The organism is Streptomyces sp. NPDC006261, from assembly GCF_040613515.1.
In the GTDB taxonomy this organism is placed as follows: Bacteria; Actinomycetota; Actinomycetes; order Streptomycetales; family Streptomycetaceae; genus Streptomyces.
The window spans coordinates 1-23,591 of the sequence record NZ_JBEXSI010000036.1; the positions used below are offsets into that span (position 1 = coordinate 1).

Consider the following 23,591-nt stretch of genomic DNA (forward strand, 5'->3'; position numbering starts at 1 on the left):
ACTTCAGCGCCCGGCCACCGGTCGTGGTCTCCGGCGAACCGGACATCACACCGATCCGGCGCGGATCCTGTTCGCCGGCAGCGGGCGGCAGGCGATCTCGGCGGTCGTCGCGGCGGTGACGCGGCCGGGCGCGCGGCTGGGCGTCGAGGAGTTGACGTATCCGGTGCTCAAGGCGATCGCCACCCGGCTGGGCGTCACCCTTGTGCCGCTCGCCATGGACGAGGCCGGGCTGATCCCGGAGGCGGTGGAGGAGGCGCACCGGGCGGGGCCGCTGCACGCCGTCTACGTGCAGCCCGTCCTGCACAATCCGCTGTCGCTGACCATGCCCGCGGACAGGCTGGACCGCTTGGCCGATGTGCTGCTGACGTGCGGGATCCATGCGATCGAGGACGCCGTCTGGGCCTTCCTCCGGGATGATTCTCCGCCCCTCGCGTCGCGTGCGCCCGAGCGGACGGTCCTCGTCGACAGCCTGTCCAAGCGGCTGTCCCCGGGGCTCTCCCTCGGGTTCGCGGTGGCCCCCGCCGGCGTGTCGGGCGGGGTGGCGGCCGCTCTGCGCTCGGGGGGCTGGACGCCCATGGGTTTTCCGTTGCAGGCGATGGCCCAGTGGCAGGCGGACGGCGTCGTGGAAACGCTCGTACGGGCCAAGCAGCGACAGGCCGTTGAGCGACAGGAGATCGCGCAGCGCCACCTCGGGGATTTCGTGACCCGCAGCGCGCCGGGGTCGTACTACCGCTGGTGGGAGCTGCCGCGTCCGTGGCGTGCCGACACCTTCGTCGCCGCCGCGGCGCGGCACGGCATCGCGGTCACTCCGGCCGCCGCGTTCTCCGTAGGCCGCCACCGCGGATCGCACGCGATCCGGCTCGGCCTCGCCTCGCCCGGCGAGGAGACGCTCTCCCGGGCTCTCGCGACCCTGGGCGACCTCGCCCGGTCCACGCCGGACGATCTCGCCCACGACTGAGAGGACGGGGCGGGGCGCGGCGGGAGCCGGCCCGGACTCGGTGCGGGCGCACTCACCGCCTCGGCCGTCTCAGAGCGTGAGACAGTTCTCCGTCAATTTCGAGGCGAAATCGGCCGAATAGGGAATGACGCTGTTTGCGCTTTTCGTGCATCAGCCCCAGGCCGAGTCTTTTCGTGCCCGTTTTACGTGGCGCGTGGGTTCTGCAAAGCAAGTAGGCGCAGCGCTGACGGTCCGATACATACCATCACCTTATCGATGTGATTGTTTCCATGTTTCACGGAGGGTGTTTCCCGTTTGTGAAATTTCCCGGGCGCGTTCCTGTGGATAACCCGGGTGGTGGTATCCCTGTCGTTCCTTTTCGGGCGCATTGTTTGCGTCACGGCCATCCTTATGCATATTCCGGTGACGGTGCGAGCCTGCCTGTCGTCCCGACCACGCATTGCGGCAACACGAAGGATGAGCAGATGGCCTCAGAACCTGACAAAACGTCCCTTAGTGAGGTGCGCCTGAGCGAGGAGGTGCTGCGGCGCTACCGCGAGGCGCTGGAGGCGGGCACGATATCCGGTGAAGTGCCCGGGTCCCTCGTACGCTCCGGTCTGCTCAGGCCGCTGCCCGGCCGGCGGGACGTGTACGTGCCCGTTCCCCCGGGAATCGCCGAATCGCTGCTCGCACGCCATGTCGAGCGCGACATAGAAGAGCGCCGGAAATCCCTGGAAGTCCTGCATTCATCCTTTCTCGCGGCGGAAGCCGTCTACCGAAAGGTCCAGCGCCGGGCCGAGCCGCCCGTCGAGTCCCTGAACGGCGAAGAGGTGATCGGTGAGGCGTTGCGGAAGGCCGTCGGGTCCTGCAAGGAGGAGTTGCTGACCGCGCAGCCCGGCGGCGGCCGGTCACCCACGCTGCTCGCCGAGGCCTTACCCCGCGATCTCGAGCTGCTGCGGAAAGGCGTACGGCAGCGCACCCTCTACCAGCACAGCGTCCGGTCACACGCGCCCACCCTCGCCTACATCGAACAGGTCCTCGCCGAGGGTGCCCGGGTCCGAACCGTGGATGAGATCTTCGAGCGCGTCATCGTCTGCGACCGTGCCATCGCCTTCATCCCGGGGACCACGGAGCGCAAGAGCACCGCGCTGGCTCTCCGCCATCCTGGGGTGGTCGAGTTCCTGGCCAAGATGTTCGACCACGCGTGGGAACGCGCGGAGCCCGTCGCCATCACCGTCGAACGGCACCGCCCCGACCTGCTCACCAGCTCCGTCCGCAGGACCGTGCTCCGCATGGTCGTGACCGGCCACACGGACGAATCCATCGCGTCCCGGCTGGGCATGAGCGCTCGCACGGTATCCACCCACATCCGGAAGGTCTCCGAAGCGCTGGGCAGCCGCAGCAGGGCGGAGCTGGGCTATCTCCTCTCGCAGCGGCGGTTGCTCGAACAGGGCGGCGCTCTCCCCGGGGAGGCCCCCGGTTCCCCGGCTCGTCAACGCCGCCCGAACACGCGGGAGTCCTGCGGCTGACGTCAGCGCGGCTGCCGGCTGCGGGCGTTCACCTCGGCTAGCTGTGCGCTCAGCCGTTCGGCACGGCTGAGGGGCCGTACGTTCGCCGGGTCAGCCTCCCAGGCGCGCCCGCCCCCGAGCGGGCCGAGCCGGAGGAAGGCGCCCCGGTGTCCGAGCACCACTCCCACCCGGTCGCACCCGGCGTCATGGACGGCCGCCCCGACATCCGGGGCACCGCCCTCCGTCACCCGGCCAGCCCGTTCGTGATGGCGGTCGCCAACGCGTGGGCCACAGGGGCGGAGCAGACCCCGAGGTGGACGAGGGCGTACCGAATCTCGCCCGAATGCTCCGAGGCGGCGCCCTTGTCGCCCGGCCCGGCGCCCGGGCCGTCCTCGTCGTCCTCGCGAACGGTGTCGGCCCACGGCGTACGGACATCCATGGCGGGCAGTTGGATACCGGCCCGGGTGAGGGCGGTGGCCAACGCGTCCCGCGCATCCATCGCCTCCTTCACCTGGGCGGCCCCGGAGTTGAGAGAGGCGCTCTGCGGTGTACGGCGGGGGAGAGGCGGCTTGGACGGCATGGCGTCCTCCTTCGGCTGATGTTGCACGGAACCGGCGCCCCGGCCACGCGTCCTGAACTACCGTGCGTGAGGGGCTCATTACGACAATGGCCTGGCCAGGAGTGCCGTCCCGCCGAAGCCGGGCACAGCTTCCCGGCCAGGAGAACCACGTTCCACACGTTCCACGGAGGACGCGATGCCGACGAGGCGAGCGGTCACGGGCCGCAGCAGGGAACCACGCGCACGTTTCGCGGAGGAGCTGCGGCTGCTGCGCACGGCACGCGGCCACAGCCTGCGGCAGCTGGGCGACCGACTGGGCTGGGACTGGTCGCTCTTCGGCAAGATGGAGAAGGGAGAGACGGTCGGCGGCCCGGAGGTGGTCCAGGCGCTGGACGTCCATTACGGGACGCCGGGGCTGCTGCTGGCGCTCTGGGAGTTGGCCGTCAGCGACAAGACGCAGTTCAAGGAGCGGTACCGGCGGTACATGGCGCTGGAGGCCGAGGCGGTGAGCCTGTGGCACTTCGCGGTGAGCGTGCTGCCGGGGTTGTTGCAGACGCCTGCGTATGCGCGGGAGGTGTTGTCGGCCGGTGGACTCAAGGGAGAGGCGCTGGACCAGCAGGTTGACGCGCGGATGGGGCGGCGAGAGCTGCTTGCCGGCGAGGATGCGCCACAGTTCCGGACCATCCTCTCGGAGGCGGTGTTGCGGACGTCGCTGCGCGATCCGCAGGTGTGGCAGCAGCAGTTGGAGTATCTGTTGGAGGTCGGCGAGCGGGATGACGTGATCCTGCAGGTGGCACCGTTCAGTGCGGGCCTGCACGGCCTCACCAACGCTGACGTCATGTTCCTCCGCTTGCCCGATGGGCGTACCGTGGCGTATGCCGAGAACGGGTACAGGGGCGAACTCATCGAGGACTCTGTAACGGTTGAGCGGCTGCAACGTGCGTACGATTCGGTACGCGACCTGGCTCTTTCGCCAGCCGAGTCGCGGAGGTTCATTCTGCGCATCCTGGAGGAAGTACGTGCGAGCCCTTGATCTGACCGCAGCCACTTGGCGCAAGAGCAGCTACAGCAACCAGGACGGTGGCCAGTGCCTTGAGGTTGCCGACGACTTCGCCCCGGTCGTTCCGGTCCGGGACAGCAAGAACCCTAACGGCCCAGTTCTCACGTTCACAGCCGCCCGCTGGTCGTCGTTCGTCGCCGCTGTGAAGGGCAACGACCTGAGCGTCTGATCCGACGCCGGTACGCGATGGCCTCCGCTGACACGTTCAGCGGAGGCCATCGCGTACCCGCCCGCCGAAAGTCACGCCGGGCACCTCCTCAAACCTAGTGCTGTGTGAGATCGCACTGTTGCGCAGCACCTAGCGTGGCTGCGTCAAGTACATGAACACGTAGGGGCTCGCTCAGCCATCCCCACCCACCCTCTCCCCCCACCCCCGTCCCGGGTGAGCCGTCCCCGCCGTCCCCGCAGTCCCCGCAGGTCCCGGTGGACGCTACGGCCCCGGCGGCCGCTGACGGTGCGGAGACCCCGCCCGCCGCGTCCCTCCTGCCCTCAGGTCACGTCGAGGATCTTGCCCATCAGCCGGGTCAGGGTCCGGCGCTCGGTCGCCGTGAGGGCGCCGAAGGCCCGGTCCAGCAGATGCGGCACGCCGCCCTCCGCCTCCTCCAGCGCCGGCCCGGCCTCCGACGTCGGCGTGACCGCGTAGGCCCGGCGGTCCCGGGGATGGCGCTCACGCCGTACGAGACCGGAGTCCTCCAGCCCGTCGATGCACCCCACCATCACGCTGCGGTCGATCCGCAACTCCTCGCTGAGCTCCTGCTGGGAACAGGGGCCGCCGTCGCTCAGCATCTTCAGCACCAGGTGCTGGGCCATGGTGAGCCGCCGCCCGGCCAGCTCCTCGTCGATGGTGCGGGTCACCAGCGTCGTCGCCCGGCACAGGGCGATGTCGGGCCGTTCCTGCACCAGCTTGGAGAAGTACCGATCACGGCCGCCGGCCTCAGGCTCCCGGTTGCGCGAGGTGAGGCGGGACGGCTGTGCGGCGGCCATGACTGCTCCTCCTGGGTCCAGGACGGCGTACCGGCCCCTTTGGCATTGCGAGATGGTCCGGCTCCAGAACGCTTCCGCCCGCCGTTTCCGCCATCAGCCTAGCGCCGCACCGGTGGGGCGGACCGTGGCGGAAATCCCGCCGGGCGGTCGGCCACCCCGGCGACCCTCGCCGTCGACCACGGGCGGCTGATGCGGGAGGGTGACCTCTCCGGCGGCGCCTTTCGGGAGGGTGAGGGAGGGGCCCATCGAGACTCCCTGTAGGTTTAGCTTAGGCTTGCCTAACTCTCACTCGTTCGTCCAACCATGAGGAACACCCATGCTCGGCTTCACCCGCGTGCGTCGTCACACCCTTGCCGCTTCGGCCACCGCCGTGGCCCTCGCCGTCGTCCTGGCCGGCTGCTCCTCGGACGGTGACAGCGGCGAGGACTCGGCGAAGGACACAGGGAAGAGCGGCGGAGCCTTCCCCGTCTCGATCAGGAGCTCGCTCGGCACCGCGAAGATCGACGCGAAGCCCGAGCGCATCGTCACCCTCGGCCAGGGTTCCGCCGAGACCGCGATAGCCCTCGGCCAGACGCCGGTCGGCATCGAGAGCTACCCGTGGGGCAGCGACAAGTCCGGCTACCTCCCGTGGATCAACGAAGCCGTGAAGAAGTCCGGGGACAAGCTGCCCAAGCAGTTCGCGGGCGGCGAGGAGATCGACTTCGAGGCCATCACCGAGCTGGAGCCGGACGTCATCCTCGCCCCCTGGTCGGGCATCACGCAGAAGCAGTACGACGTCCTCAAGGACATCGCCCCCACGGTCGCCTACCCGGACCAGGCGTGGAGCACCGACTGGGACCAGCAGATCGACATCATCGGCAAGGCGCTCGGCCGGACCAAGGACACCGACGGCCTCAAGAAGAAGATCGAGAAGCAGCTCGCCGACGCCGCGGCCACCCGGCCGAACTACAAGGACGTCACCTTCTCCTACATCTACAACTCCGGTCCCGGCACCCTCGGCGTCTTCAAGCCCGAGGAGCAGCGCGTCAAGATGGTCTCCTCGCTCGGCCTGAAGGTCGATCCGGTCGTCAACGGCTTCAAGGAGACCCCCGGCACCGACTCGGCCCTCATCGGCCTGGAGAACGCCGAGAAGCTGAAGGACAGCGACCTGGTCTTCACGTTCTACACGGACGCGAAGAACCGCAAGGAGATCGAGGGCCAGAAGCTGTACGGCGCGATCCCCGCGATCAAGAAGGGCGCCGTCGTCGCGAGCAACGACAACTCCTTCGTCACCGCCTCCTCGATCATCAACCCGCTGACCGTGCCGTGGACGATCGAGCGCTACCTGCCGATCATCGACGAGGCCGTCAAGAAGGCCGGCAAGTAACCCCGGCCGGGTATCCGGACCGCAGAGGTCACCAGGCACACTTCACTCCCATGGCAACCACCACGGCCGCACCGCCGAGCGGCGCCGGTACCTCCCGTACCGGCGCCGCTCGGACGGCGTTCCTCCTGTTCGCGGCGGTCGCCGCGCTGGCGGTCGCGCTCTGCGCGAGTGTCATGTTCGGCAGTCGCAGCACCTCGTTCGGTGATGTCCTCGGCGTGCTCGGAGGCAGCGCGGACGCCAACGTCACCGCCATCATCGAGAGCCGCTACCCCCGCACCGTCCTCGGCGTCCTCGCCGGACTCTGCCTCGCGGTCGCCGGAACGCTCATGCAGGGCGTCTCGCGCAACCCGCTGGCCGAACCGGGCCTCCTCGGCATCAACGCGGGCGCCTCCGCGAGCATCGTCGCCGCGACCGCCTGGTTCGGCGCCTCCGGGGCCACCGACACCATGTGGTGGGCACTGCCCGGTGCACTGGTCGCCGGGGTGCTCGTCCATGTCATCGGCTCCGCCGGTACGGGTACGAGCGTGGTGCGCCTGGTGCTCGCCGGGGCCGTGCTCACCGCCGTCCTGATGGCGTTCATCCAGGCGGTGACCCTCAGCAAGCCGCAGGTGTTCGACAGCTACCGCTACTGGGTCGTCGGGGCTCTCGGCGGCCGGGACTTCGACGTGTTCTGGTCCGTCCTGCCCTTCGCCGCCGCCGGTTTTCTTCTCGCCCTCGCCCTCGGCCCCGGCCTCAACGCCCTGGCCCTCGGCGACGCGACCGCCGTCGCCCTCGGCTCGCACCCCGCGCGCACCCGGGGCGGCGGGCTTCTCGCCGCCACCCTGCTCAGCGCCGCCGCGACCGCAGCCGTCGGCCCGATCGCCTTCGTCGGCCTCGCCGTTCCGCACGTCGTGCGGGCCCTGGTCGGCGTCGACTTCCGCGTCCAGATGCTCTTCTCCGCGCTGCTGGGGCCCACCTTGCTGCTCCTCGCCGACGTGGTGGGCCGGGTCGTCATGCGCCCCACCGAACTCATGGTCGGCGTCGTCACCGCGTTCATCGGCGCACCCGCGCTGCTCATCGCCGTACGCAGGATGCGGGGCACGACATGACCGTCACCGAACCCCTTCGAGAGCCTGTCAAGGCCCCCCGCGGCTACCTGGTCGTCGGCCGCACCGTCGCCCTGCCGATGCGCCGCGCCTCCGTCCTCGCGGGCGCCGGGCTCCTCGTCCTCCTCCTCGTAGCCGCCGTGGCCACGCTCACCTGGGGACGCCTCGGCCTGGACCTCGCCGACCTGCCGGCGGCCCTCCTCGGGGACGCCGAGGGCAAGGACCGCCTCGTCTTCAACCGGCTGCGCGGGCCCCGCCTCACCGTCGCCATCGGGGTCGGCGCCGCGCTCGGCCTCTCCGGCGCGCTCTTCCAGTCCGTCACCCGCAACCCGCTCGGCAGCCCCGACGTCATCGGCCTCTCCGCCGGAGCAGGTGCGGGCGCCGCGATCTGCGCGCTGATGTTCCCCGACACCCTTCCCGTCGCCGTCGGCGCGCTCCTCGGCGCGGTCCTCGCGATGGCCCTCGTGTACGTCTCCACCGGCACCGGCTTCCGCAACCCCGCCCGGCTCGTCATCGCCGGTATCGGGGTCGCCGCGATGGGCGCCGCCGTCACCCAGTACGTCGTCTACGCCCTGGAACGCGACAAGGCATCCGTCCTCACCGCCTACGTCAACGGCAGCCTCACCGCCCGCTCCTGGACCGACGCCACCACCATCTGGCTGGTCCTGCTCGCTGCCGCCCCGCTGACCGCGCTGATCTCCCGGCGGCTCGACATCGGCGAGATGGGCGACGACATCGCGGAAGGACTCGGCTCCGAACCGAGGAAGGCCAAGACCCTCGCCGTGGTCCTCGCCATCGCCCTCTCGGCGGCCGCCGTCAGCGTCTCGGGACCCATCGCCTTCATCGCCCTGACGGCCCCGCAGATCGCCAAGCGCCTCAGCCGCGGATCCGGCCCCCACCTGCTGCTCTCCGGCCTCACCGGCGGCCTGTTGCTGGTGGCCGCCGACCTCTGCGCCCAGCAGCTGCCGGTCTTCGAGGACCTGCCGGTCGGGATCTACACCATGGCGATCGGCGGTGTGTACCTCGGCTACCTGCTGATACGGGAGTGGCGCCGGGGGGTGCTCTGACGGTCCGGCACCGCGCCGCGACGGCGCCGACTGGTCACGTACAGGTTCGTCGACCATACTGCCCGCCGTGGAGCAGAGCATAGAGTCGAACAAGAAGCCCGAGTTCGCCGCAGGCACCGACCCGGCGTTCATCCCCCTCCCCGGCCTGGCGGCACCTGTCGCGACCCGGAAGACCGAACCGGAATCGGAGGCCGCACCGCAGAGGGACCCGGAGACCGACGAAGCGCCTGAGTCGCCCGAAGTGGCGGATGCGGCGACCGACGCCGGGACCGACGGGGAAGCGGAAGCGGAAGAGCCCGAGGACGGCCCGGTGTTCGAGATCAGCGACCGGCGCGGCTCGATCCGGGTGGCCCGGGCAGGCGTCCGGTTCACGCTGGACGACCAGGAGGCCGACTTCGACTGGTCCGAGATCGGCGCGGTGGAGATGCATCCCGCCCGCTTCGGCCGCCGGTTCACCGTGACCGTGCACCTGTCGACCCGCCGCTGGTTCAACGCCGAGGTCGAGGCGGCGAGCCGGGCGCAGCTCAAGGAGTGGCCGGCTGAGCTGGACGCAGTGCTGGACGCCTACTTCGAGGAGTCCTGAGCCGGCGGCCGCGCCCCGGCCACCGCCGAGCGGTAGCGGTACTCCCGGCGCCACGGCGTCCGGGAGCGCCGGGCGGTGTCCGGGGGTGGGCGGTGCCGGAAGGCGATGGCGTACGGGCCGGCGTCGTCCGTCACTCGCCGCGCCGGGAGTCCTCGCGGCCCCGGACGCGCGTCACGACGTACCAGGTCAGCGCCAGCACTGCCACCCCGACTACGACCTTGGACATGAGCCCGACGTACGTCCCGTCGACGTCCCAGCTGCCGCCGGGCCAGTGACCCGCCGGCACCAGCACGGTGTTCCTCACCGAGCTGCCCGCGGTCGTCAGCCCGACGAACAACGGCAGCGGCATGCGCTCCACACCCGCGGGTACCGAGATCAGGCTCCGGAAGACCGGCACCGTGCGGCCCAGCAGGATCACCTTGGTGCCGTGCCGCGCGAACCAATCCTCCGTGCGCACCAGGTCCGAAGGCTTGACCAGCGGCAGCTTGGCCCGGAGGGCGTGCATCCGCTCCCGGCCGAAGACGGCTCCGAGCCCGTACAGCGCCACCGCCCCGACGACCGAGCCGAGCGTCGTCCAGAACAGCGCTGAGGCCAGGCGAGCACGCCCTGCGACACGGGGGACCCGGCCAGCGGGAGGATGATCTCGCTCGGCAGCGGAGGGAACAGGTTCTCCAGGGCGATGGCCGTCCCGGCGCCCGGCCCGCCGAACGTCTCGACCAGTCCGGTGGCCCAGCCCGAGACGCCGCCCTTCGGCCCCTCGGCAGCGACTGACAGTGCGAGGTGCATGAAGGCCCTCCGCGTGGGGCGCCGGGTGCCCGGAGGGGCGTCGGCCGCCTCCTGCCCTCCATCGTTCCTCAGGTCTGGGCCGGCACCACCGGCCGGGCAGGTGGCGGGGCGCTCCGGGTCGGGCCCCCGCTCCGCCTCCCGACCCGGACCTCGGCGTGCGGCCCCGGACGGGACCGGAACTGGGTGAGCGCCGGGCTCCTGTGCGACGCTTGCGGCGGTCCGGCCACCGGCGACCGCGTTCCCGGGAAGCGCGGAGCCCGGCACCGGACGGTGAAGGAGACGCACGTGGCCAGGGACGCCCGGTGGGACGCGCTGCTGGAACTGGTCGGCAAGCACGGCAGGGTGGAGGTCGAGGAGGCGGCGGCCGCGCTCGCCGTATCGGCCGCGACCATCCGCCGCGACCTGGACCAGCTCGCCGAACAGCACCTGCTCACCCGCACCCGGGGCGGAGCGGTCGCGCACGGCGTCTCCTACGAGCTGGCGCTCCGCTACAAGACCGGCCGCCACGCCCCCGAGAAGCAGGCCATCGGCCGTGCGGTCTCCGGCCTGGTCGCTGTCGGCGAGGTGGTCGGCCTGACCGGCGGTACGACGGTGACCGAGGTGGCCCGCGCGCTGGCGGTCCGCCCCGACATCGTCGGCGAGACCACGGTGGCGGGCGGGCAGCCGACGCTCACCGTCGTGACCAACGCGCTGAACATCGCGAGCGAGCTGGCGATCCGGCCGCAGATCAAGATGGTCGTCACGGGCGGCGTGGCCCGGCCGCAGTCGTACGAACTGACCGGCCCGCTGGCCGTCGGCGTGATGAACGAGATCACGCTCGACGTCGCCGTCCTCGGGGTGAACGCCATCGACATCGAACGCGGCGCCTACGTCCACCACGAGGGCGAGGCCAGCGTCAACCGGCTCCTGGCGGAGCGGGCGCAGAGGGTGGTGGTCGCCGCCGACTCCTCGAAGATCGGCAGGCGGGCCTTCGCCCGGGTCTGCGACCTCGGCCTTGTCGATGTGCTGGTCACCGACGCGCACATCACGGCGGAGGCGAGGGACCGGTTCGGCGAGGCGGGGGTCCAGGTCATCACGGTGTGAGAGTCCATCACGGTGTGAGAGTCCAGCACGGTGTGAGAGTCCAGCACGGTGTGAGAGTCCAGCATGGTGAGCGGGCTCAGCACGGTGTGAGAGCGACTCGATCCGGCCCTTCGCCGTGTCGTTGGTACGCCGAACGAGTGAGGGACGAGAGGATTGCCCGATGAACAGTGAGCGCAGCCGGCGCGAATTCGACCGGCTTGACGACGGGGTGGCCCTGTGAGCAGGTACGACAGGTACGACAGGTATGACGCCACCGACGAACAGTGGGAGGGGCTCGCCCAGGTCGTACCCCTGCGCGGCCGCGACGAGTGGCCGTCCCGGATCGACCACCGCACGGTCCCGGACGAGCGGGTGGCCGAACAGCGCCGCCTCGTGGTGCTGCGGGTGCAGGTCTTCGCGGACGCCCGCGAGGTCGCGGAGTACCTGGTCGCCCAGGTTCCGGTGCTGCTCGACCTGACGGCGGCGGAGACGGACGTCGCCAAGCGGATCCTCGACTTCAGCAGCGGCGTGGTCTTCGGGCTCGGCAGCGGTATGCACCGCGTCGACCGGAACGTCTTCCTGCTGGCTCCGGAGGGCATGGAGGTCGAGGGGGTCACTCCGGCCGGGCTCGCCCAGTCGTAGTCCTCCCTCCTTCCGCCCCTCCTCGTCGGCCTCGCCGCCGGACGCCCCTCGGGGGGCGTCCGGGGCGGCGTTGTCCGGGACGGCGGCCCGGGACGGCGGTGGCCGGGGCGGCGGTGGTAGACCTGGGGCCGTGACAGAACTCGATGTGGCAGAACTCCAGCGACGGCTGGCCGCGTTCGCTGCGGTGCGGGACTGGGGGCAGTACCACACCCCGAAGAATCTGGTGGCCGCCCTCAGCGTCGAGGCGTCCGAACTGGTCGAGATCTTCCAGTGGCTGACGCCCGAACAGTCCGCCCGGATCATGGACGAGCCCGAAGCGGCCCACCGCGTGGCCGACGAGGTCGCCGACGTACTCGCCTATCTCCTCCAGTTCTGCGAGGTGCTGGGCATCGATCCGCTGCAGGCGCTGGCGGCCAAGATGGACCGGAACGAGAAGCGCTTCCCCGCGCCGAGCCCCTCGGAACCCCAGGATCGTCACTCTTCGGAGTGATCGACTTATCCGCAATCGATTTTGTGTCCACAGATTTCCGATTTCCTCTGGCCTTCCGGTGCCATTTACCTCACTGTGGGTAATGAAAGAGGTGAGCGGGTTTTCGTGATGACGGGGGAAACACATGGAAGCGGAGCGACTCATCGAGACGGGTCGGCGGGCGCTGGCCGAGAGCCGGGGCGCGCTGGACGTGGTGGCGGAGGCCTGGCAGGCCCAGGCCCTCGCGAGGACGGTCGGCAGCCGACTGGCGCTGTTCGGCCCGATGGAGTTACGGGGCGAGGCACGGGCCCTCGGTGAGATCGGCGGCGGGTGCGCGGCGCCGGACCACCCGGCGGTCCTCTCCCGGGGCACACGGGCGGCGCAGCTCTCCGGGATCGCCGATGTGCGGGCGGCCCTGACGGGCCTGGCGCTGCTCCTCGGCGAGGCCGGGATCGCGTTGGTCTCGGTGGCCTGCGACACGGGGGAGGACGGGCTCTACTGGCAGTGCATCGAAGCCATGGACGCCGCCGACGAGTCGCTGGACCGGGTGCACGGGCTGCTGAGACGGCTGGCCGAGCGGGAGCGGGAGCGCGATGGCCCCTACGGCGGGATACGGGGCCCCGCCCCCTCGGCGGCGGGGCCCTGAGGAAGAGGCGCCGCCGAAGGGGCAGGATGGGTGCATGGATCTTCGAATCTTCACCGAGCCCCAGCAAGGGGCCGACTACGACACCCTGCTCACCGTCGCCAAGGCCACCGAGGACCTCGGCTTCGACGCCTTCTACCGCTCCGACCACTACCTCCGCATGGGCTCCGGCGACGGTCTGCCCGGCCCGACCGACGCCTGGATCACGCTGGCCGGCCTCGCTCGCGAGACCAACCGGATCCGGCTCGGCACGCTGATGACGGCGGGCACCTTCCGGCTGCCCGGCGTGCTCGCCATCCAGGTGGCCCAAGTCGACCAGATGTCCGGCGGCCGGGTCGAACTGGGCCTGGGGGCGGGCTGGTTCGAGGAGGAGCACCGGGCCTACGGCATCCCGTTCCCGAAGGAGAAGTTCGGCCGGCTGGAGGAGCAGCTGGCGATCGTCACCGGTCTGTGGGCGACGGAGGTCGGCAAGACCTTCAGCTACGACGGCACCTATTACCAGCTCACCGACTCGCCCGCGCTGCCGAAGCCTGCCCAGGCCAAGGTGCCCGTCCTGATCGGCGGCCACGGCGCGACCCGCACCCCGCGCCTCGCCGCGCAGTACGCGGACGAGTTCAACATCCCCTTCGCCTCGCTGGAGGACAGCGAGAAGCAGTTCGGCCGGGTCAGGGCCGCGGCGAAGGCGTTCGGGCGCGATCCGGACGACCTGGTGTACTCCAACGCCCTGGTCGTCTGCACCGGCAAGGACGACGCCGAGGTGGCCCGGCGGGCAGCGGCCATCGGCCGGGACGTGGAGGAGCTGAAGGCCAACGGACTGGCCGGCTCGCCCGCCGAGGTGGTCGACAAGATCGGTCGGTATGCGGCGATCGGCTGCTCCCGGATCTACCTCCAGGCCCTCGACCTGGGCGACCTGGACCACCTGGAACTGATCTCCTCGCAGATCCAGTCCCAGCTGACCTGACCGACCTGACGGACCTGACCGACCTGACCCGCGTCTGCTCGGCAGACGGACGGATACGGACGAGGAGGAGATGGCCGTGAACTTTGGCCGTACGCTCGCCGAAGCGCTGGCGGAAGGACCCGTCCTGCTGGACGGCGGCCTCTCCAACCAGCTGGAAGCACAGGGGTGCGACCTCGCCGACGCCCTGTGGTCGGCCCGGCTGCTGGCCGATGCCCCGGAGCAGGTCGAGGCCGCCCACCTGGCGTATCTGCGCGCCGGAGCGCAGGTCCTCATCACGGCCAGCTACCAGGCCACCTTCGAGGGGTTCGGGCGCCACGGGATCGGTCCCGAGCGGACCGGGGCGCTCCTCGCCCGCAGTGTGGAGCTGGCCCGGCGGGCGGCCGGCGCGGCCCGCCGGGCCGACCCCGGGCGGGAGGTCTGGGTCGCCGCCTCGGTCGGCCCGTACGGGGCGATGCTCGCGGACGGCAGTGAGTACCGGGGGCGGTACGGGCTCACCGTCCCGGAACTGGAGCGCTTCCACCGCCCCCGGGTGGCGGCGCTCGCCGAGGCGGGCCCCGACGTCCTGGCGCTGGAGACGGTGCCCGACGTGGACGAGGCCGAGGCGGTGGTGCGGGTGGCCGAGGAGACCGGGCTGCCGATCTGGCTCTCGTACAGCGTGGCGGGCGGGCGGACCCGGGCCGGGCAGCCGTTGGAGGAGGCGTTCGCGGTGGCCGCCGGGCGGGAGCGGGTGGTGGCCGTCGGAGTCAACTGCTGCGACCCCGCCGAGGCGGAGGAAGCGGTGCGGGTGGCGGTGGAGGTCACGGGCAAGCCGGCCGTGGTCTACCCGAACAGCGGGGAGGGCTGGGACGCCGAAGGGAGGGGATGGACCGGGGCGAGCACCTTCGACCCGGGGCGGGTACGGGCCTGGACCGGGGCCGGGGCGCGGCTCGTCGGCGGTTGCTGCCGGGTGGGGCCGGACCGGATCAAGGAGCTGGCTGGGCTGCTGGAGCTCTGAAGGAGAAACGGAGCTGGGCTGCCGGGGCCCTGAAAATGCTTGGTGAGGGGCGCGGGATGGGGACCATACTCGGACAGGTGTTCCTGACAATCAGTACGACCGGCACTCCCGACCGCCCCGCCACGGAGCTCGGCTTCCTGCTGCACAAGCACCCCGACCGGGCGCAGGCGTTCTCCACCTCGCACGGCACCGCGCACGTGTTCTACCCCGAGGCGTCCGCCGAGCGCTGCACGGCCGCACTCCTGCTGGAGGTGGATCCGGTGGCACTGGTGCGGCGCGGCAAGGGGAGGGGCCGGGGCGGTGCGCCCGACGCGGCGCTCGCGCAGTACGTCAACGACCGCCCCTACGCGGCCTCCTCGCTGCTCTCGGTCGCCCTCGCCACGGTGTTCAAGTCCGCGCTGGGCGGTGTATGCCGCGCCCTGCCCGAGCGGGCCGGGGCGCCTCTGCCGCTGCGGATCGAGGTGCCCGCGCTGCCCGCCCGGGGCGGTGCGGAGCTGGTGCGCAAGCTGTTCGTCCCGCTCGGCTGGGAGCGGGTCGAGGTGGCGGAGGTGGCGCTGGACGAGCAGTTCCCCGCGTGGGGTGCGTCGCGCTACGTACGCCTGGTGCTGGAGGGGGAGCTGCGGCTCGCCGACGCCCTGCGCCAGCTCTACGTCCTGCTGCCGGTCCTCGACGACGCCAAGCACTACTGGGTCGCGCCCGACGAGGTGGACAAGCTGCTGCGGGCCGGTGAGGGCTGGCTGGCCGACCACCCCGAGCGCCCCCTCATCACCCGGCGCTATCTCGCCCACCGCTGGGGGCTGACCCGCCGGGCCGACCAGGCCCTGGAGCTGGTCCGGCTCGCGGAGTCGGACGACCTCGACGTGGACAGCGTCGACAACGCGGTGGACGAGAGCACCGACACCGAGGAGAAGCCGGTCCCGCTCGCCGAGCACCGGCGCACCGCGATCCTCGAAGCGCTGCGCGGGGCCGGGGCGCACCGGGTGCTCGACCTGGGCTGCGGCCAGGGCCAGTTGGTGCGGGCGCTCCTCAAGGACGTGCGCTTCACCGAGATCGTCGGCGTCGACGTGTCGATGCGCGCCCTCACCATCGCCTCCCGCCGGCTGAAGCTGGACCGGATGGGGGAGCAGCAGGCGGACCGGGTCACCCTCCAGCAGGGCTCCCTCACCTACACGGACAAGCGGCTCAAGGGCTACGACGCCGCCGTGCTCAGCGAGGTCATCGAGCACCTGGACCTGGACCGGCTGCCCGCGCTGGAGTACGCGGTCTTCGGCTCGGCGCGGCCGGGCACGGTGCTCGTGACCACGCCGAACGTGGAGTACAACCCCCGCTGGGAGAGCCTCCCGGCCGGGCATGTGCGCCACGGGGACCACCGCTTCGAGTGGACGAGGGCCGAATTCCGGGAGTGGGCGGGGGAGGTGGCCGAACGCCACGGGTACACCGTCGCCCATCTGCCCGTCGGCCCGGACGACCCGGAGGTCGGCCCGCCCACCCAGCTGGCCGTCTTCACCCTGAGCACGGAAGCCACCGAGAACAAGCCCGGGAAGAAGAAGGAGGCGGAAGCCGCATGATGAACGACGACAGCACCAGCACCGACACCACCACCGGCACCGCCGCCCGCACCCTGCCGGTGACCGACCTCTCCCTCGTCGTCCTCATCGGCGCCAGCGGATCGGGCAAGTCCACCTTCGCCCGCAAGCACTTCAAGCCCACCGAGATCGTCTCCTCGGACTTCTGCCGGGGCCTCGTCGCCGACGACGAGAACGACCAGAGCGCCAGCGGCGACGCCTTCGACGTGCTCCACTACATCGCCGGCAAGCGCCTGGCCGCCGGACGGCTCACCGTCATCGACGCCACCAGCGTCCAGTCCGAGAGCCGCAAGCAGCTCGTCCGGCTGGCCCGCGAGCACGACGTGCTGCCCATCGCCATCGTGCTCGACCTTCCCGAAGAGGTCTGCGCCGCCCGCAACGCGGCCCGCCCCGACCGCGCCTCCATGCCCCGCCATGTCATCCAGCGCCACCGCCGCGAGCTGCGGCGCTCGCTGCGCGGCCTGGAGCGCGAGGGCTTCCGCAAGGTGCACGTCCTGCGCACCGAAGAGGAGGCCGAGAGGGCCGAAGTGGTGCTGGAGCGCCGCTACAACGACCTGCGCCACGTCACCGGCCCCTTCGACATCATCGGCGACATCCACGGCTGCCGCTCCGAGCTGGACACCCTGCTCGGCAAACTCGGTTACGTGGACGGCGCCCACCCCGAAGGGCGTACGGCCGTCTTCGTCGGCGACCTCGTCGACCGGGGCCCCGACAGCCCGGGCGTGCTGCGCCGCGTCATGTCCATGGTCGCGGCGGGCAACGCGCTGTGCGTGCCGGGCAACCACGAGAACAAGCTCGGCCGCTATCTCGCGGGCCGCAAGGTCCAGCAGACCCACGGCCTCGCCGAGACCGTCGAGCAGCTGGAGCGCGAGGACGCCGCGCACCCCGAGTTCCGGCAGCAGGTGCGGGAGTTCATCGACGGTCTGGTCAGCCACTACGTGCTGGACGGCGGCAACCTGGTGGTCTGCCACGCCGGTCTGCCGGAGAAGTACCACGGCCGCAACTCGGGCCGGGTCCGTTCGCACGCGCTGTACGGGGACACCACCGGCGAGACCGACGAGTTCGGCCTGCCCGTGCGCTACCCGTGGGCCGAGGACTACCGGGGCCGCGCCGCCGTGGTCTACGGCCACACCCCGGTGCCCGCCACCTCCTGGATCAACAACACCATCTGCCTGGACACCGGCGTGGTCTTCGGCGGGAAGATGACCGCGCTGCGCTGGCCGGAGCGCGAACTCGTCGACGTACCGGCCGAGAAGGTCTGGTACGAGCCCACCAGGCCGCTGACCACCGAGGCGCCCGGGGGCCGGGAGGGCAGGCCGCTGGACCTGGCCGATGTCCAGGGCCGCCGGATCGTGGAGACCCGGCACATGGGCCGCGTCGCCGTGCGCGAGGAGAACGCGGCGGCCGCGCTCGAAGTGATGAGCCGGTTCGCCGTCGACCCGCAGCTCCTCGCCTACCTCCCGCCGACCATGGCGCCCACCGCCACCTCCCGGGACGAGGGTTTCCTTGAGCACCCGGCCGAGGCGTTCGCGCAGTACCGCGCGGACGGCGTGGAGCGGGTGGTGTGCGAGGAGAAGCACATGGGCTCCCGAGCCGTCGCCCTGGTCTGCAAGGACGCCGCCGCCGCGACCGCCCGCTTCGGCACGGCCGGTCCGACCGGCGCCCTCCACACCCGTACCGGGCGCCCCTTCCTGGACGACAGGGCCCTGACCGAGGTGATCCTCGGCCGACTGCGTGCGGCCGTCACCGCGGCCGGGCTCTGGGAGGAGTGGGGCACCGACTGGGTGCTCCTGGACGCCGAGCTGATGCCGTGGTCGCTCAAGGCCGGCGGACTGCTGCGCTCGCAGTACGCCGCGGTCGGCGCGGCCTCCGGCGCGGTGTTCCCCTCCGCCCTCGCCGCCCTGCAGAAGGCCACCGCCCGTGGCGTCGACCTCGGCGACCTCGCCGGGCGGCAGCACGGCCGGGCCGAGGACGCGGCCGCGTTCACCGATGCGTACCGGCGCTACTGCTGGTCCACCGAAGGGCTGGACGGGGTGCGTCTCGCACCGTTCCAGATCCTCGCCGTCCAAGGCCGCTCGCTCGCCGCCGTCCCGCACGACGAGCAGCTGGCCTGGCTGGACCGCCTCGTCGAGCACGACCCGACGGGGCTGCTCCAGGTCACCCGCCGGCTCGTCGTGGACCCCGCCGACGAGGCGTCCGTCCGCGCGGGCGTCGACTGGTGGCTGGAGATGACCGGGCGCGGTGGAGAGGGCATGGTCGTCAAGCCGCTCGGCGCCCTCGTCCGGGACGCCAGGGGCCGCCTGGTCCAGCCCGGCATCAAGGTGCGCGGCCGGGAGTATCTCCGCATCATCTACGGTCCCGAGTACACCCGCCCGGAGAACCTGGAGCGCCTGCGCTCCCGTTTCCTCGGCCACAAGCGCTCGCTCGCGCTGCGGGAGTACGCGCTCGGCCTGGAGGCGCTGGACCGGCTGGCGGAGGGCGAGCCGCTGTGGCGGGTCCACGAGGCGGTCTTCGCCGTTCTGGCCCTGGAGTCGGAGCCGGTGGACCCCCGGCTCTAGTCCGGCCCGGCTCCGAGAGCAGCTCCGAACGGTGGGCGATTCGCGGGGTGAACGGTGCTCCGCCCGGTGAGGATGAAGACATGGGATTCCATGTCGACTCCGAAGCCGGGCGGCTGCGCCGCGTCATACTGCACCGCCCCGATCTGGAACTGAAGCGGCTGACCCCCCGCAACAAGGACGCGCTCCTCTTCGACGACGTGCTGTGGGTGCGCCGGGCCCGGCAGGAGCACGACGGGTTCGCCGACGTCCTGCGTGACCGGGGAGTGGAGGTCCACCTCTTCGGCGACCTCCTCCGGGAGTCCCTGGACATCCCCGTCGCCCGGCGGCTCGTGCTCGACCGGGTCTTCGACGAGAAGGAGTACGGGCCGCTCGCCACCGAGCACCTGCGCGCCGCCTTCGAGGAGCTGCCCTCGTCCGAGCTCGCGGAGGCGCTGGTCGGCGGGATGACCAAGCGCGAGTTCCTCGAGCGGCACAGCGAGCCGACCTCGGTCCGCTTCCATGTGATGGACCTGGACGACTTCCTGCTGGGCCCGCTGCCCAACCACCTCTTCACCCGCGACACCTCCGCCTGGATCTACGACGGGGTGTCCATCAACGCGATGCGCTGGCCCGCCCGGCAGCGCGAGACCGTCCACTTCGAGGCGATCTACCGCCACCACCCGCTCTTCACCGGACCGGAGGCGGGCGTCTTCCACCACTGGTCGGAGGGGCAGGACGACTACCCGTCCACGATCGAGGGCGGTGACGTCCTGGTCATCGGGCAGGGGGCGGTCCTGATCGGGATGAGCGAGCGCACCACCCCGCAGGCGGTGGAGATGCTGGCCCGGGGCCTCTTCGACGCCGGTTCGGCCCGCACGATCGTGGCGCTCGACATGCCCAAGGGCCGCGCGTTCATGCACCTGGACACGGTGATGACGATGGTCGACGGCGATACGTTCACCCAGTACGCCGGGCTCGGCATGCTCCGCTCGTACACGATCGAGCCGGGCAGCGGCCCCCGCGAGCTGAAGGTCACCGACCACCCGCCCGAGCACATGCACCGCGCCATCGCCGCCGCGCTGGGCCTCGACTCGATCCGGGTGCTCACCGCGACTCAGGACGTGCACGCGGCGGAGCGGGAGCAGTGGGACGACGGCTGCAACGTCCTGGCGGTCGAACCGGGCGTCGTCGTGGCGTACGAGCGGAACGCGACCACCAACACCTATCTGCGCAAGCAGGGCATCGAGGTCATCGAGATCCGGGGCAGCGAGCTGGGCCGAGGGAGGGGCGGACCGCGCTGCATGAGCTGTCCGGTGGTGCGGGACCCTGTGTAGTACCAGCGCCTTCGAGACAGGAGCGGCGGTTTCCGGACCAGGGGGCTGTATAGGAATGCGCATGGTCGTATAGACTTCCAGACTGCACGCCGATCCCTGTTCCGCCCTGCCCCGTCCCACCCTGGAGCCGTCACCATGGCCATCGACCTCACCGGCCGCCCCTTCCTCAAGGAGCTGGACTTCACCGCCGAGGAGATCCTCGGCCTGGTCGCGCTGGCCGGTGAGCTGAAGGCGGCCAAGAAGGCCGGGGCCGAGGTCCAGCGGCTGCGCCGGAAGAACATCGCGCTGATCTTCGAGAAGACCTCGACCCGTACGCGCTGCGCGTTCGAGGTCGCCGCCGCCGACCAGGGCGCCTCCACCACCTGTCTGGACCCCTCGGGCTCCCAGATGGGCCACAAGGAGTCGGTGAAGGACACCGCCCGGGTGCTCGGCCGGATGTTCGACGGGATCGAGTACCGGGGCGACAGCCAGCAGGTGGTCGAGGAACTCGCCGCGTACGGCGGTGTCCCCGTCTTCAACGGGCTCACCGACGACTGGCACCCCACGCAGATGCTCGCCGACGTGCTGACCATGACGGAGCACAGCGACAAGCCCGTCACGGAGCTGGCCTTCGCCTACCTCGGCGACGCCCGCTTCAACATGGGCAACTCCTACCTGATCACCGGCGCCCTGCTCGGCCTGGACATCCGGATCGTCGCACCCGAGATGTACTGGCCGGCCCCCTCCGTCGTGGAGCAGGCGGAGAAGCTCGCCGCGGTCAGCGGCGCGAAGGTCACGCTCACCGCGGACATCACCGAGGGCGTCGGCGGCGCCGACTTCGTCGCCACGGACGTATGGGTCTCGATGGGGGAGCCCAAGGAGGTCTGGGACGAGCGCATCGCCGCGCTCGCGCCGTACGCCGTGACGATGGACGTCCTGCGGGCCACCGGCAACCCGGACGTGAAGTTCCTGCACTGCCTGCCCGCCTTCCACGACCTCGGCACCCAGGTCGGCCGGGACGTCCACGCCGCCCACGGCCTCACCGAGCTGGAGGTCACCGACGAGGTCTTCGAGTCGGCGCACTCGGTCGTCTTCGACCAGGCGGAGAACCGGATGCACACGATCAAGGCCGTGCTGGTGGCGACACTGGCGGGGGTGTAGCCGCCTCTGCGGGCGGGGTTCGCATGGCCATTCGCCCGATTGGGTGAACATGCGAGGTGGTGGCTACGATGTCGCCTCTTGGTGGGGTTCGGGCTCTGACGTGCCCGGGCCCCTTTCCCGTGCCGCCAAGCGCGCACGGGACCGTCCCCCCACTGCGCCACCAGAGAAGAGAACGTCCCGCATGAGCCCCGGCCTGCCGGCCCCCGGCACCCCGAAGCACCCCCGTATCTCCCGGCCCGGACCGCGCCGCAAGAGCCCCGACCAGCTCATCGCCGAGTCCGGCGGCGACCTGGAGGGCCACGGCCTCAAGCGGACGATGGGCCTCTTCCAGCTCGTCTGCTTCGGCGTCGGGGCCATCGTCGGCACCGGCATCTTCGTCGGTCTCTCCGACACCGTCGCGGAGGCCGGACCCGCCGTCGTCATCTCGTTCATCCTGGCGGCGATCACCTGCATCTTCACCGCCTTCTCCTTCGCGGAGCTGGGCAGCGCGATCCCGGTTTCGGGGAGCTCGTACTCCTTCGCGTACGCCGCCCTCGGCGAGCGCACGGCGTTCCTCGTCGGCTGGTGCCTGATGCTGGAGTACGGCGTCTCGGTCTCCGCGGTCGCGGTGGGCTGGAGCCAGTACGTCAACGAGCTGCTGAACAGCCTCGTCGGCTGGCAGCTGCCCGCCGCCGTGTCCGCGGGACCCGGCGACGGCGGCGTGATCAACCTCCCGGCGATCGTCGTGATCGCGATGGCCGCCACCCTGCTGGTGCGCGGCGTCCGGGAGAGCGCGAACGCGACGGCCGCCATGGCGGTCCTGAAGATCGGCATCCTGCTGGCGTTCTGCGCGATCGCGTTCACCGCCTACCAGGACGACAACCTCGTGCCGTTCGCGGGCCACGGACTCGGCGGGATCACGGCGGGCGCCTCGCTGGCGTTCTTCTCCTACATCGGCTTCGACGCGATCACCACCGCCGGCGAAGAGGTCAAGAACCCCCGCCGGAACATTCCGATCGCCATCCTGATCTGCATCGGCGTCGTCACGCTGCTCTACTGCGCGGTGGCGCTCTCGGCCATCGGCGCGCTCGGCGCGGACGCCGTCTCCGACAAGCCCGCGGCCCTCTCGCTGGTCGTCAACCAGGTCACCGACTCCGCGCTGGGCGGCGGCATCATCGCCTTCGGCGCGGTCGTCGCCATCGCTTCGGTGGTGCTCGCCGTGATGTACGGGCAGACCCGCATCCTGATGTCGATGTCCCGCGACGGGCTGATCCCGCGCGTCTTCGAGCGCGTCTCGCCCAAGACCCACACCCCGGTCGCCAACACCTGGATCGTGGCCTGCGTCTTCGCCGTCCCGGCCGCCTTCGCCTCGCTGGACGTCGTCGTCAACCTGACGACCATCGGCACGCTCGCCACCATGGTCGCCGTCAATGTGGCCGTCGTGGTGCTCCGCCGCCGCAACCCCGAGCTGCAGCGCACCTTCCGGGTGCCGCTCTACCCGGTGAGCCCGGTGCTCGGCGTCGTGTTCTGCCTGTATCTGATGTACGGGACCGGCTGGACGACCTGGGTCCAGTTCGCAGTCTTCCTCGCCGCCGGTTCGCTGCTCTACGCCTGCTACGGGCGGCGGCGGTCCCGGCTGGTCAGCTCTCCGGGGACGGACCCGGCTGGGACGGTATCGCCGGAAGCGTGAACCAGACGGCCTTGCCGTGCTCCGTGGTGCGGTGACCGCAGGCGGAGCTGAGGGTCCGGATCAGCAGCAGTCCGCGCCCGTGCTCCTGCCAGGGATCGACCTCGTAACCGGGCTGCGGCCGGGACAGGTCACCGGGCGGGGCGGGGTCGTGGTCGTGCACCTCGACCTGGCAGCCGGTGGGCAGCAGCTCCACGACCAGCTCGATCGGCTCGCTGCTCACCGTGTGCTCGACCGCGTTCGCGACCAGCTCGGCGGTGAGCAGCTCGGCGGTGTCGCTGTCCGCCGGGGCGTGGATGTCCGACAGGGCGGTACGGACGAGGGCGCGGGCGATCGGCACGGCTGCCGTGGAGTGCGGCAGGGCGATCCGCCAGGAGGCGGGAACAGGGACATCGGGCGGCACGGCGGGGTTCCGTTCGGGAGCGGGACTTCCTTGTAGCGGGACTTCTCGGCTCGTCGGGGCTTCTCGACTCCTCATCGGACTCTCCCGTCTCGGAGCCTTCTCTCGCCTCCTCGCCGGTGTACTCGACCCACTCGGCTCATCGGCATCGCGAATCGAGACTTCCTGGGGTCAACCTTACGAACCGCGCGGCCCTGGCCATAGAGGCGGTCGACCGGTGCA

Annotated in this window: 24 protein-coding genes and 1 pseudogene; 19 read left to right on the forward strand and 6 right to left on the reverse strand. The window is 71.1% G+C overall.

Translation table 11 applies throughout. The features are described from left to right. On the forward strand, positions 1 to 958 hold a 958-nt coding region (locus ABZ154_RS22925), incomplete at its 5' end, for a PLP-dependent aminotransferase family protein (RefSeq protein WP_356835413.1). A 464-nt stretch (positions 959 to 1,422) separates the two neighbouring features. Next, on the forward strand, positions 1,423 to 2,466 hold the full coding sequence (locus tag ABZ154_RS22930; RefSeq protein WP_356835415.1) for a LuxR C-terminal-related transcriptional regulator: 1,044 nt from the start codon (positions 1,423 to 1,425) through the stop codon (positions 2,464 to 2,466). Between the two features lie 2 nt (positions 2,467 to 2,468). Here the strand turns inward: ABZ154_RS22930 and ABZ154_RS22935 are convergent, their stop codons facing one another. Together ABZ154_RS22935 and ABZ154_RS22940 are read right to left on the reverse strand one after the other, a co-directional pair. Then, positions 2,469 to 2,693 carry a hypothetical protein gene (locus tag ABZ154_RS22935; protein ID WP_356835417.1) on the reverse strand — a complete coding sequence of 75 codons (225 nt, stop codon included), beginning with the start codon at positions 2,691 to 2,693 and terminating at the stop codon, positions 2,469 to 2,471. After that, positions 2,690 to 3,025 (reverse strand): hypothetical protein, encoded by a 336-nt coding sequence (locus ABZ154_RS22940; RefSeq protein WP_356835419.1) that lies wholly within the window; start codon positions 3,023 to 3,025, stop codon positions 2,690 to 2,692. Before ABZ154_RS22940 ends, ABZ154_RS22935 begins: the two co-directional genes overlap by 4 nt. Positions 3,026 to 3,200: 175 nt before the next feature. On the opposite strand from ABZ154_RS22940, the gene ABZ154_RS22945 reads away from it, so the two are divergent. Together ABZ154_RS22945 and ABZ154_RS22950 are read left to right on the forward strand one after the other, a co-directional pair. Then, positions 3,201 to 4,037 carry a helix-turn-helix transcriptional regulator gene (locus ABZ154_RS22945; protein ID WP_356835421.1) on the forward strand — a complete coding sequence of 279 codons (837 nt, stop codon included), beginning with the start codon at positions 3,201 to 3,203 and terminating at the stop codon, positions 4,035 to 4,037. Next, positions 4,024 to 4,233, forward strand: a complete 210-nt coding sequence (locus tag ABZ154_RS22950) for a DUF397 domain-containing protein (RefSeq protein ID WP_356835423.1) — start codon at positions 4,024 to 4,026, stop codon at positions 4,231 to 4,233. The genes ABZ154_RS22945 and ABZ154_RS22950 overlap by 14 nt, the downstream gene beginning before the upstream one ends. A gap of 320 nt (positions 4,234 to 4,553) precedes the next feature. Here the strand turns inward: ABZ154_RS22950 and ABZ154_RS22955 are convergent, their stop codons facing one another. Continuing rightward, positions 4,554 to 5,048 (reverse strand): MarR family transcriptional regulator, encoded by a 495-nt coding sequence (locus ABZ154_RS22955; protein WP_356835425.1) that lies wholly within the window; start codon positions 5,046 to 5,048, stop codon positions 4,554 to 4,556. Positions 5,049 to 5,364: 316 nt separating this feature from the next. Here ABZ154_RS22955 and ABZ154_RS22960 point away from each other — a divergent pair, with 316 nt between their 5' ends. The 4 genes from ABZ154_RS22960 to ABZ154_RS22975 all read left to right on the forward strand — a co-directional run bounded on the left by ABZ154_RS22960 (position 5,365) and on the right by ABZ154_RS22975 (position 9,149). Then, complete coding sequence (locus tag ABZ154_RS22960; RefSeq protein WP_356835427.1) at positions 5,365 to 6,414, forward strand: iron-siderophore ABC transporter substrate-binding protein; 1,050 nt, start codon at positions 5,365 to 5,367, stop codon at positions 6,412 to 6,414. Between the two features lie 50 nt (positions 6,415 to 6,464). Continuing rightward, positions 6,465 to 7,502, forward strand: a complete 1,038-nt coding sequence (locus ABZ154_RS22965) for an iron chelate uptake ABC transporter family permease subunit (protein ID WP_356835429.1) — start codon at positions 6,465 to 6,467, stop codon at positions 7,500 to 7,502. Further along, entirely contained in the window at positions 7,499 to 8,566 is a 1,068-nt protein-coding gene (locus ABZ154_RS22970) for an iron chelate uptake ABC transporter family permease subunit (protein ID WP_356835431.1), read from the forward strand. Before ABZ154_RS22965 ends, ABZ154_RS22970 begins: the two co-directional genes overlap by 4 nt. 67 nt (positions 8,567 to 8,633) lie before the next feature. Beyond that, positions 8,634 to 9,149 (forward strand): hypothetical protein, encoded by a 516-nt coding sequence (locus ABZ154_RS22975; RefSeq protein WP_356835433.1) that lies wholly within the window; start codon positions 8,634 to 8,636, stop codon positions 9,147 to 9,149. Here ABZ154_RS22975 and ABZ154_RS22980 read toward each other — a convergent pair. After that, complete coding sequence (locus ABZ154_RS22980) at positions 9,131 to 9,283, reverse strand: hypothetical protein (RefSeq protein ID WP_356835435.1); 153 nt, start codon at positions 9,281 to 9,283, stop codon at positions 9,131 to 9,133. The genes ABZ154_RS22975 and ABZ154_RS22980 overlap by 19 nt on opposite strands. Then, positions 9,280 to 9,935: pseudogene (locus tag ABZ154_RS22985) on the reverse strand (DedA family protein). Before ABZ154_RS22985 ends, ABZ154_RS22980 begins: the two are co-directional and overlap by 4 nt. A 285-nt stretch (positions 9,936 to 10,220) precedes the next feature. Here ABZ154_RS22985 and ABZ154_RS22990 point away from each other — a divergent pair. The 11 genes from ABZ154_RS22990 to ABZ154_RS23040 all read left to right on the forward strand — a co-directional run bounded on the left by ABZ154_RS22990 (position 10,221) and on the right by ABZ154_RS23040 (position 22,972). Continuing rightward, positions 10,221 to 11,018 carry a DeoR/GlpR family DNA-binding transcription regulator gene (locus ABZ154_RS22990; protein WP_356835437.1) on the forward strand — a complete coding sequence of 266 codons (798 nt, stop codon included), beginning with the start codon at positions 10,221 to 10,223 and terminating at the stop codon, positions 11,016 to 11,018. 216 nt (positions 11,019 to 11,234) lie between these two features. Next, positions 11,235 to 11,639: a cell division protein SepF gene (locus ABZ154_RS22995; protein WP_030572629.1), complete on the forward strand. Its 405-nt coding sequence runs from the start codon at positions 11,235 to 11,237 to the stop codon at positions 11,637 to 11,639. A gap of 130 nt (positions 11,640 to 11,769) precedes the next feature. Then, the gene (locus ABZ154_RS23000; protein WP_356835439.1) at positions 11,770 to 12,129 is read left to right on the forward strand and encodes a nucleotide pyrophosphohydrolase; all 360 of its coding nucleotides are present in this window, start codon (positions 11,770 to 11,772) and stop codon (positions 12,127 to 12,129) included. 124 nt (positions 12,130 to 12,253) lie between these two features. After that, positions 12,254 to 12,754 carry a DUF6099 family protein gene (locus ABZ154_RS23005; protein WP_356835441.1) on the forward strand — a complete coding sequence of 167 codons (501 nt, stop codon included), beginning with the start codon at positions 12,254 to 12,256 and terminating at the stop codon, positions 12,752 to 12,754. Between the two features lie 34 nt (positions 12,755 to 12,788). Further along, on the forward strand, positions 12,789 to 13,712 hold the full coding sequence (locus tag ABZ154_RS23010) for an LLM class F420-dependent oxidoreductase (protein WP_356835443.1): 924 nt from the start codon (positions 12,789 to 12,791) through the stop codon (positions 13,710 to 13,712). A gap of 70 nt (positions 13,713 to 13,782) precedes the next feature. Beyond that, on the forward strand, positions 13,783 to 14,706 hold the full coding sequence (gene mmuM / locus ABZ154_RS23015; RefSeq protein WP_356835445.1) for a homocysteine S-methyltransferase: 924 nt from the start codon (positions 13,783 to 13,785) through the stop codon (positions 14,704 to 14,706). A 77-nt stretch (positions 14,707 to 14,783) separates the two neighbouring features. Beyond that, positions 14,784 to 16,274, forward strand: coding sequence for a 3' terminal RNA ribose 2'-O-methyltransferase Hen1 (locus ABZ154_RS23020; RefSeq protein ID WP_356835526.1), 1,491 nt, complete (start codon positions 14,784 to 14,786; stop codon positions 16,272 to 16,274). Beyond that, positions 16,271 to 18,850, forward strand: a complete 2,580-nt coding sequence (locus tag ABZ154_RS23025; RefSeq protein WP_356835447.1) for a polynucleotide kinase-phosphatase — start codon at positions 16,271 to 16,273, stop codon at positions 18,848 to 18,850. The genes ABZ154_RS23020 and ABZ154_RS23025 overlap by 4 nt, the downstream gene beginning before the upstream one ends. Positions 18,851 to 18,930: 80 nt before the next feature. Then, on the forward strand, positions 18,931 to 20,163 hold the full coding sequence (locus ABZ154_RS23030) for an arginine deiminase (protein WP_356835449.1): 1,233 nt from the start codon (positions 18,931 to 18,933) through the stop codon (positions 20,161 to 20,163). A gap of 135 nt (positions 20,164 to 20,298) precedes the next feature. Next, a complete protein-coding gene (gene argF, locus ABZ154_RS23035) occupies positions 20,299 to 21,303 on the forward strand; it encodes an ornithine carbamoyltransferase (protein ID WP_356835451.1) in 1,005 nt (334 codons plus the stop codon). A gap of 181 nt (positions 21,304 to 21,484) precedes the next feature. After that, positions 21,485 to 22,972: an amino acid permease gene (locus ABZ154_RS23040; protein WP_356835453.1), complete on the forward strand. Its 1,488-nt coding sequence runs from the start codon at positions 21,485 to 21,487 to the stop codon at positions 22,970 to 22,972. Here ABZ154_RS23040 and ABZ154_RS23045 read toward each other — a convergent pair. Continuing rightward, the gene (locus ABZ154_RS23045; protein ID WP_030572598.1) at positions 22,923 to 23,372 is read right to left on the reverse strand and encodes an ATP-binding protein; all 450 of its coding nucleotides are present in this window, start codon (positions 23,370 to 23,372) and stop codon (positions 22,923 to 22,925) included. The genes ABZ154_RS23040 and ABZ154_RS23045 overlap by 50 nt on opposite strands. Positions 23,373 to 23,591 lie beyond the last annotated feature (219 nt).

Coding starts and splice junctions, on each gene's coding strand:
- ABZ154_RS22930 (WP_356835415.1), top strand. CDS start 1,423: ATGGCCTCAGAACCTGACAAAACGTCCCTTAGTGAGGTGCGCCTGAGC.
- ABZ154_RS22940 (WP_356835419.1), bottom strand. CDS start 3,025: ATGCCGTCCAAGCCGCCTCTCCCCCGCCGTACACCGCAGAGCGCCTCT.
- ABZ154_RS22945 (WP_356835421.1), top strand. CDS start 3,201: ATGCCGACGAGGCGAGCGGTCACGGGCCGCAGCAGGGAACCACGCGCA.
- ABZ154_RS22955 (WP_356835425.1), bottom strand. CDS start 5,048: ATGGCCGCCGCACAGCCGTCCCGCCTCACCTCGCGCAACCGGGAGCCT.
- ABZ154_RS22960 (WP_356835427.1), top strand. CDS start 5,365: ATGCTCGGCTTCACCCGCGTGCGTCGTCACACCCTTGCCGCTTCGGCC.
- ABZ154_RS22965 (WP_356835429.1), top strand. CDS start 6,465: ATGGCAACCACCACGGCCGCACCGCCGAGCGGCGCCGGTACCTCCCGT.
- ABZ154_RS22970 (WP_356835431.1), top strand. CDS start 7,499: ATGACCGTCACCGAACCCCTTCGAGAGCCTGTCAAGGCCCCCCGCGGC.
- ABZ154_RS23005 (WP_356835441.1), top strand. CDS start 12,254: ATGGAAGCGGAGCGACTCATCGAGACGGGTCGGCGGGCGCTGGCCGAG.
- ABZ154_RS23010 (WP_356835443.1), top strand. CDS start 12,789: ATGGATCTTCGAATCTTCACCGAGCCCCAGCAAGGGGCCGACTACGAC.
- mmuM (WP_356835445.1), top strand. CDS start 13,783: ATGGCCGTGAACTTTGGCCGTACGCTCGCCGAAGCGCTGGCGGAAGGA.
- ABZ154_RS23025 (WP_356835447.1), top strand. CDS start 16,271: ATGATGAACGACGACAGCACCAGCACCGACACCACCACCGGCACCGCC.
- ABZ154_RS23030 (WP_356835449.1), top strand. CDS start 18,931: ATGGGATTCCATGTCGACTCCGAAGCCGGGCGGCTGCGCCGCGTCATA.
- argF (WP_356835451.1), top strand. CDS start 20,299: ATGGCCATCGACCTCACCGGCCGCCCCTTCCTCAAGGAGCTGGACTTC.
- ABZ154_RS23040 (WP_356835453.1), top strand. CDS start 21,485: ATGAGCCCCGGCCTGCCGGCCCCCGGCACCCCGAAGCACCCCCGTATC.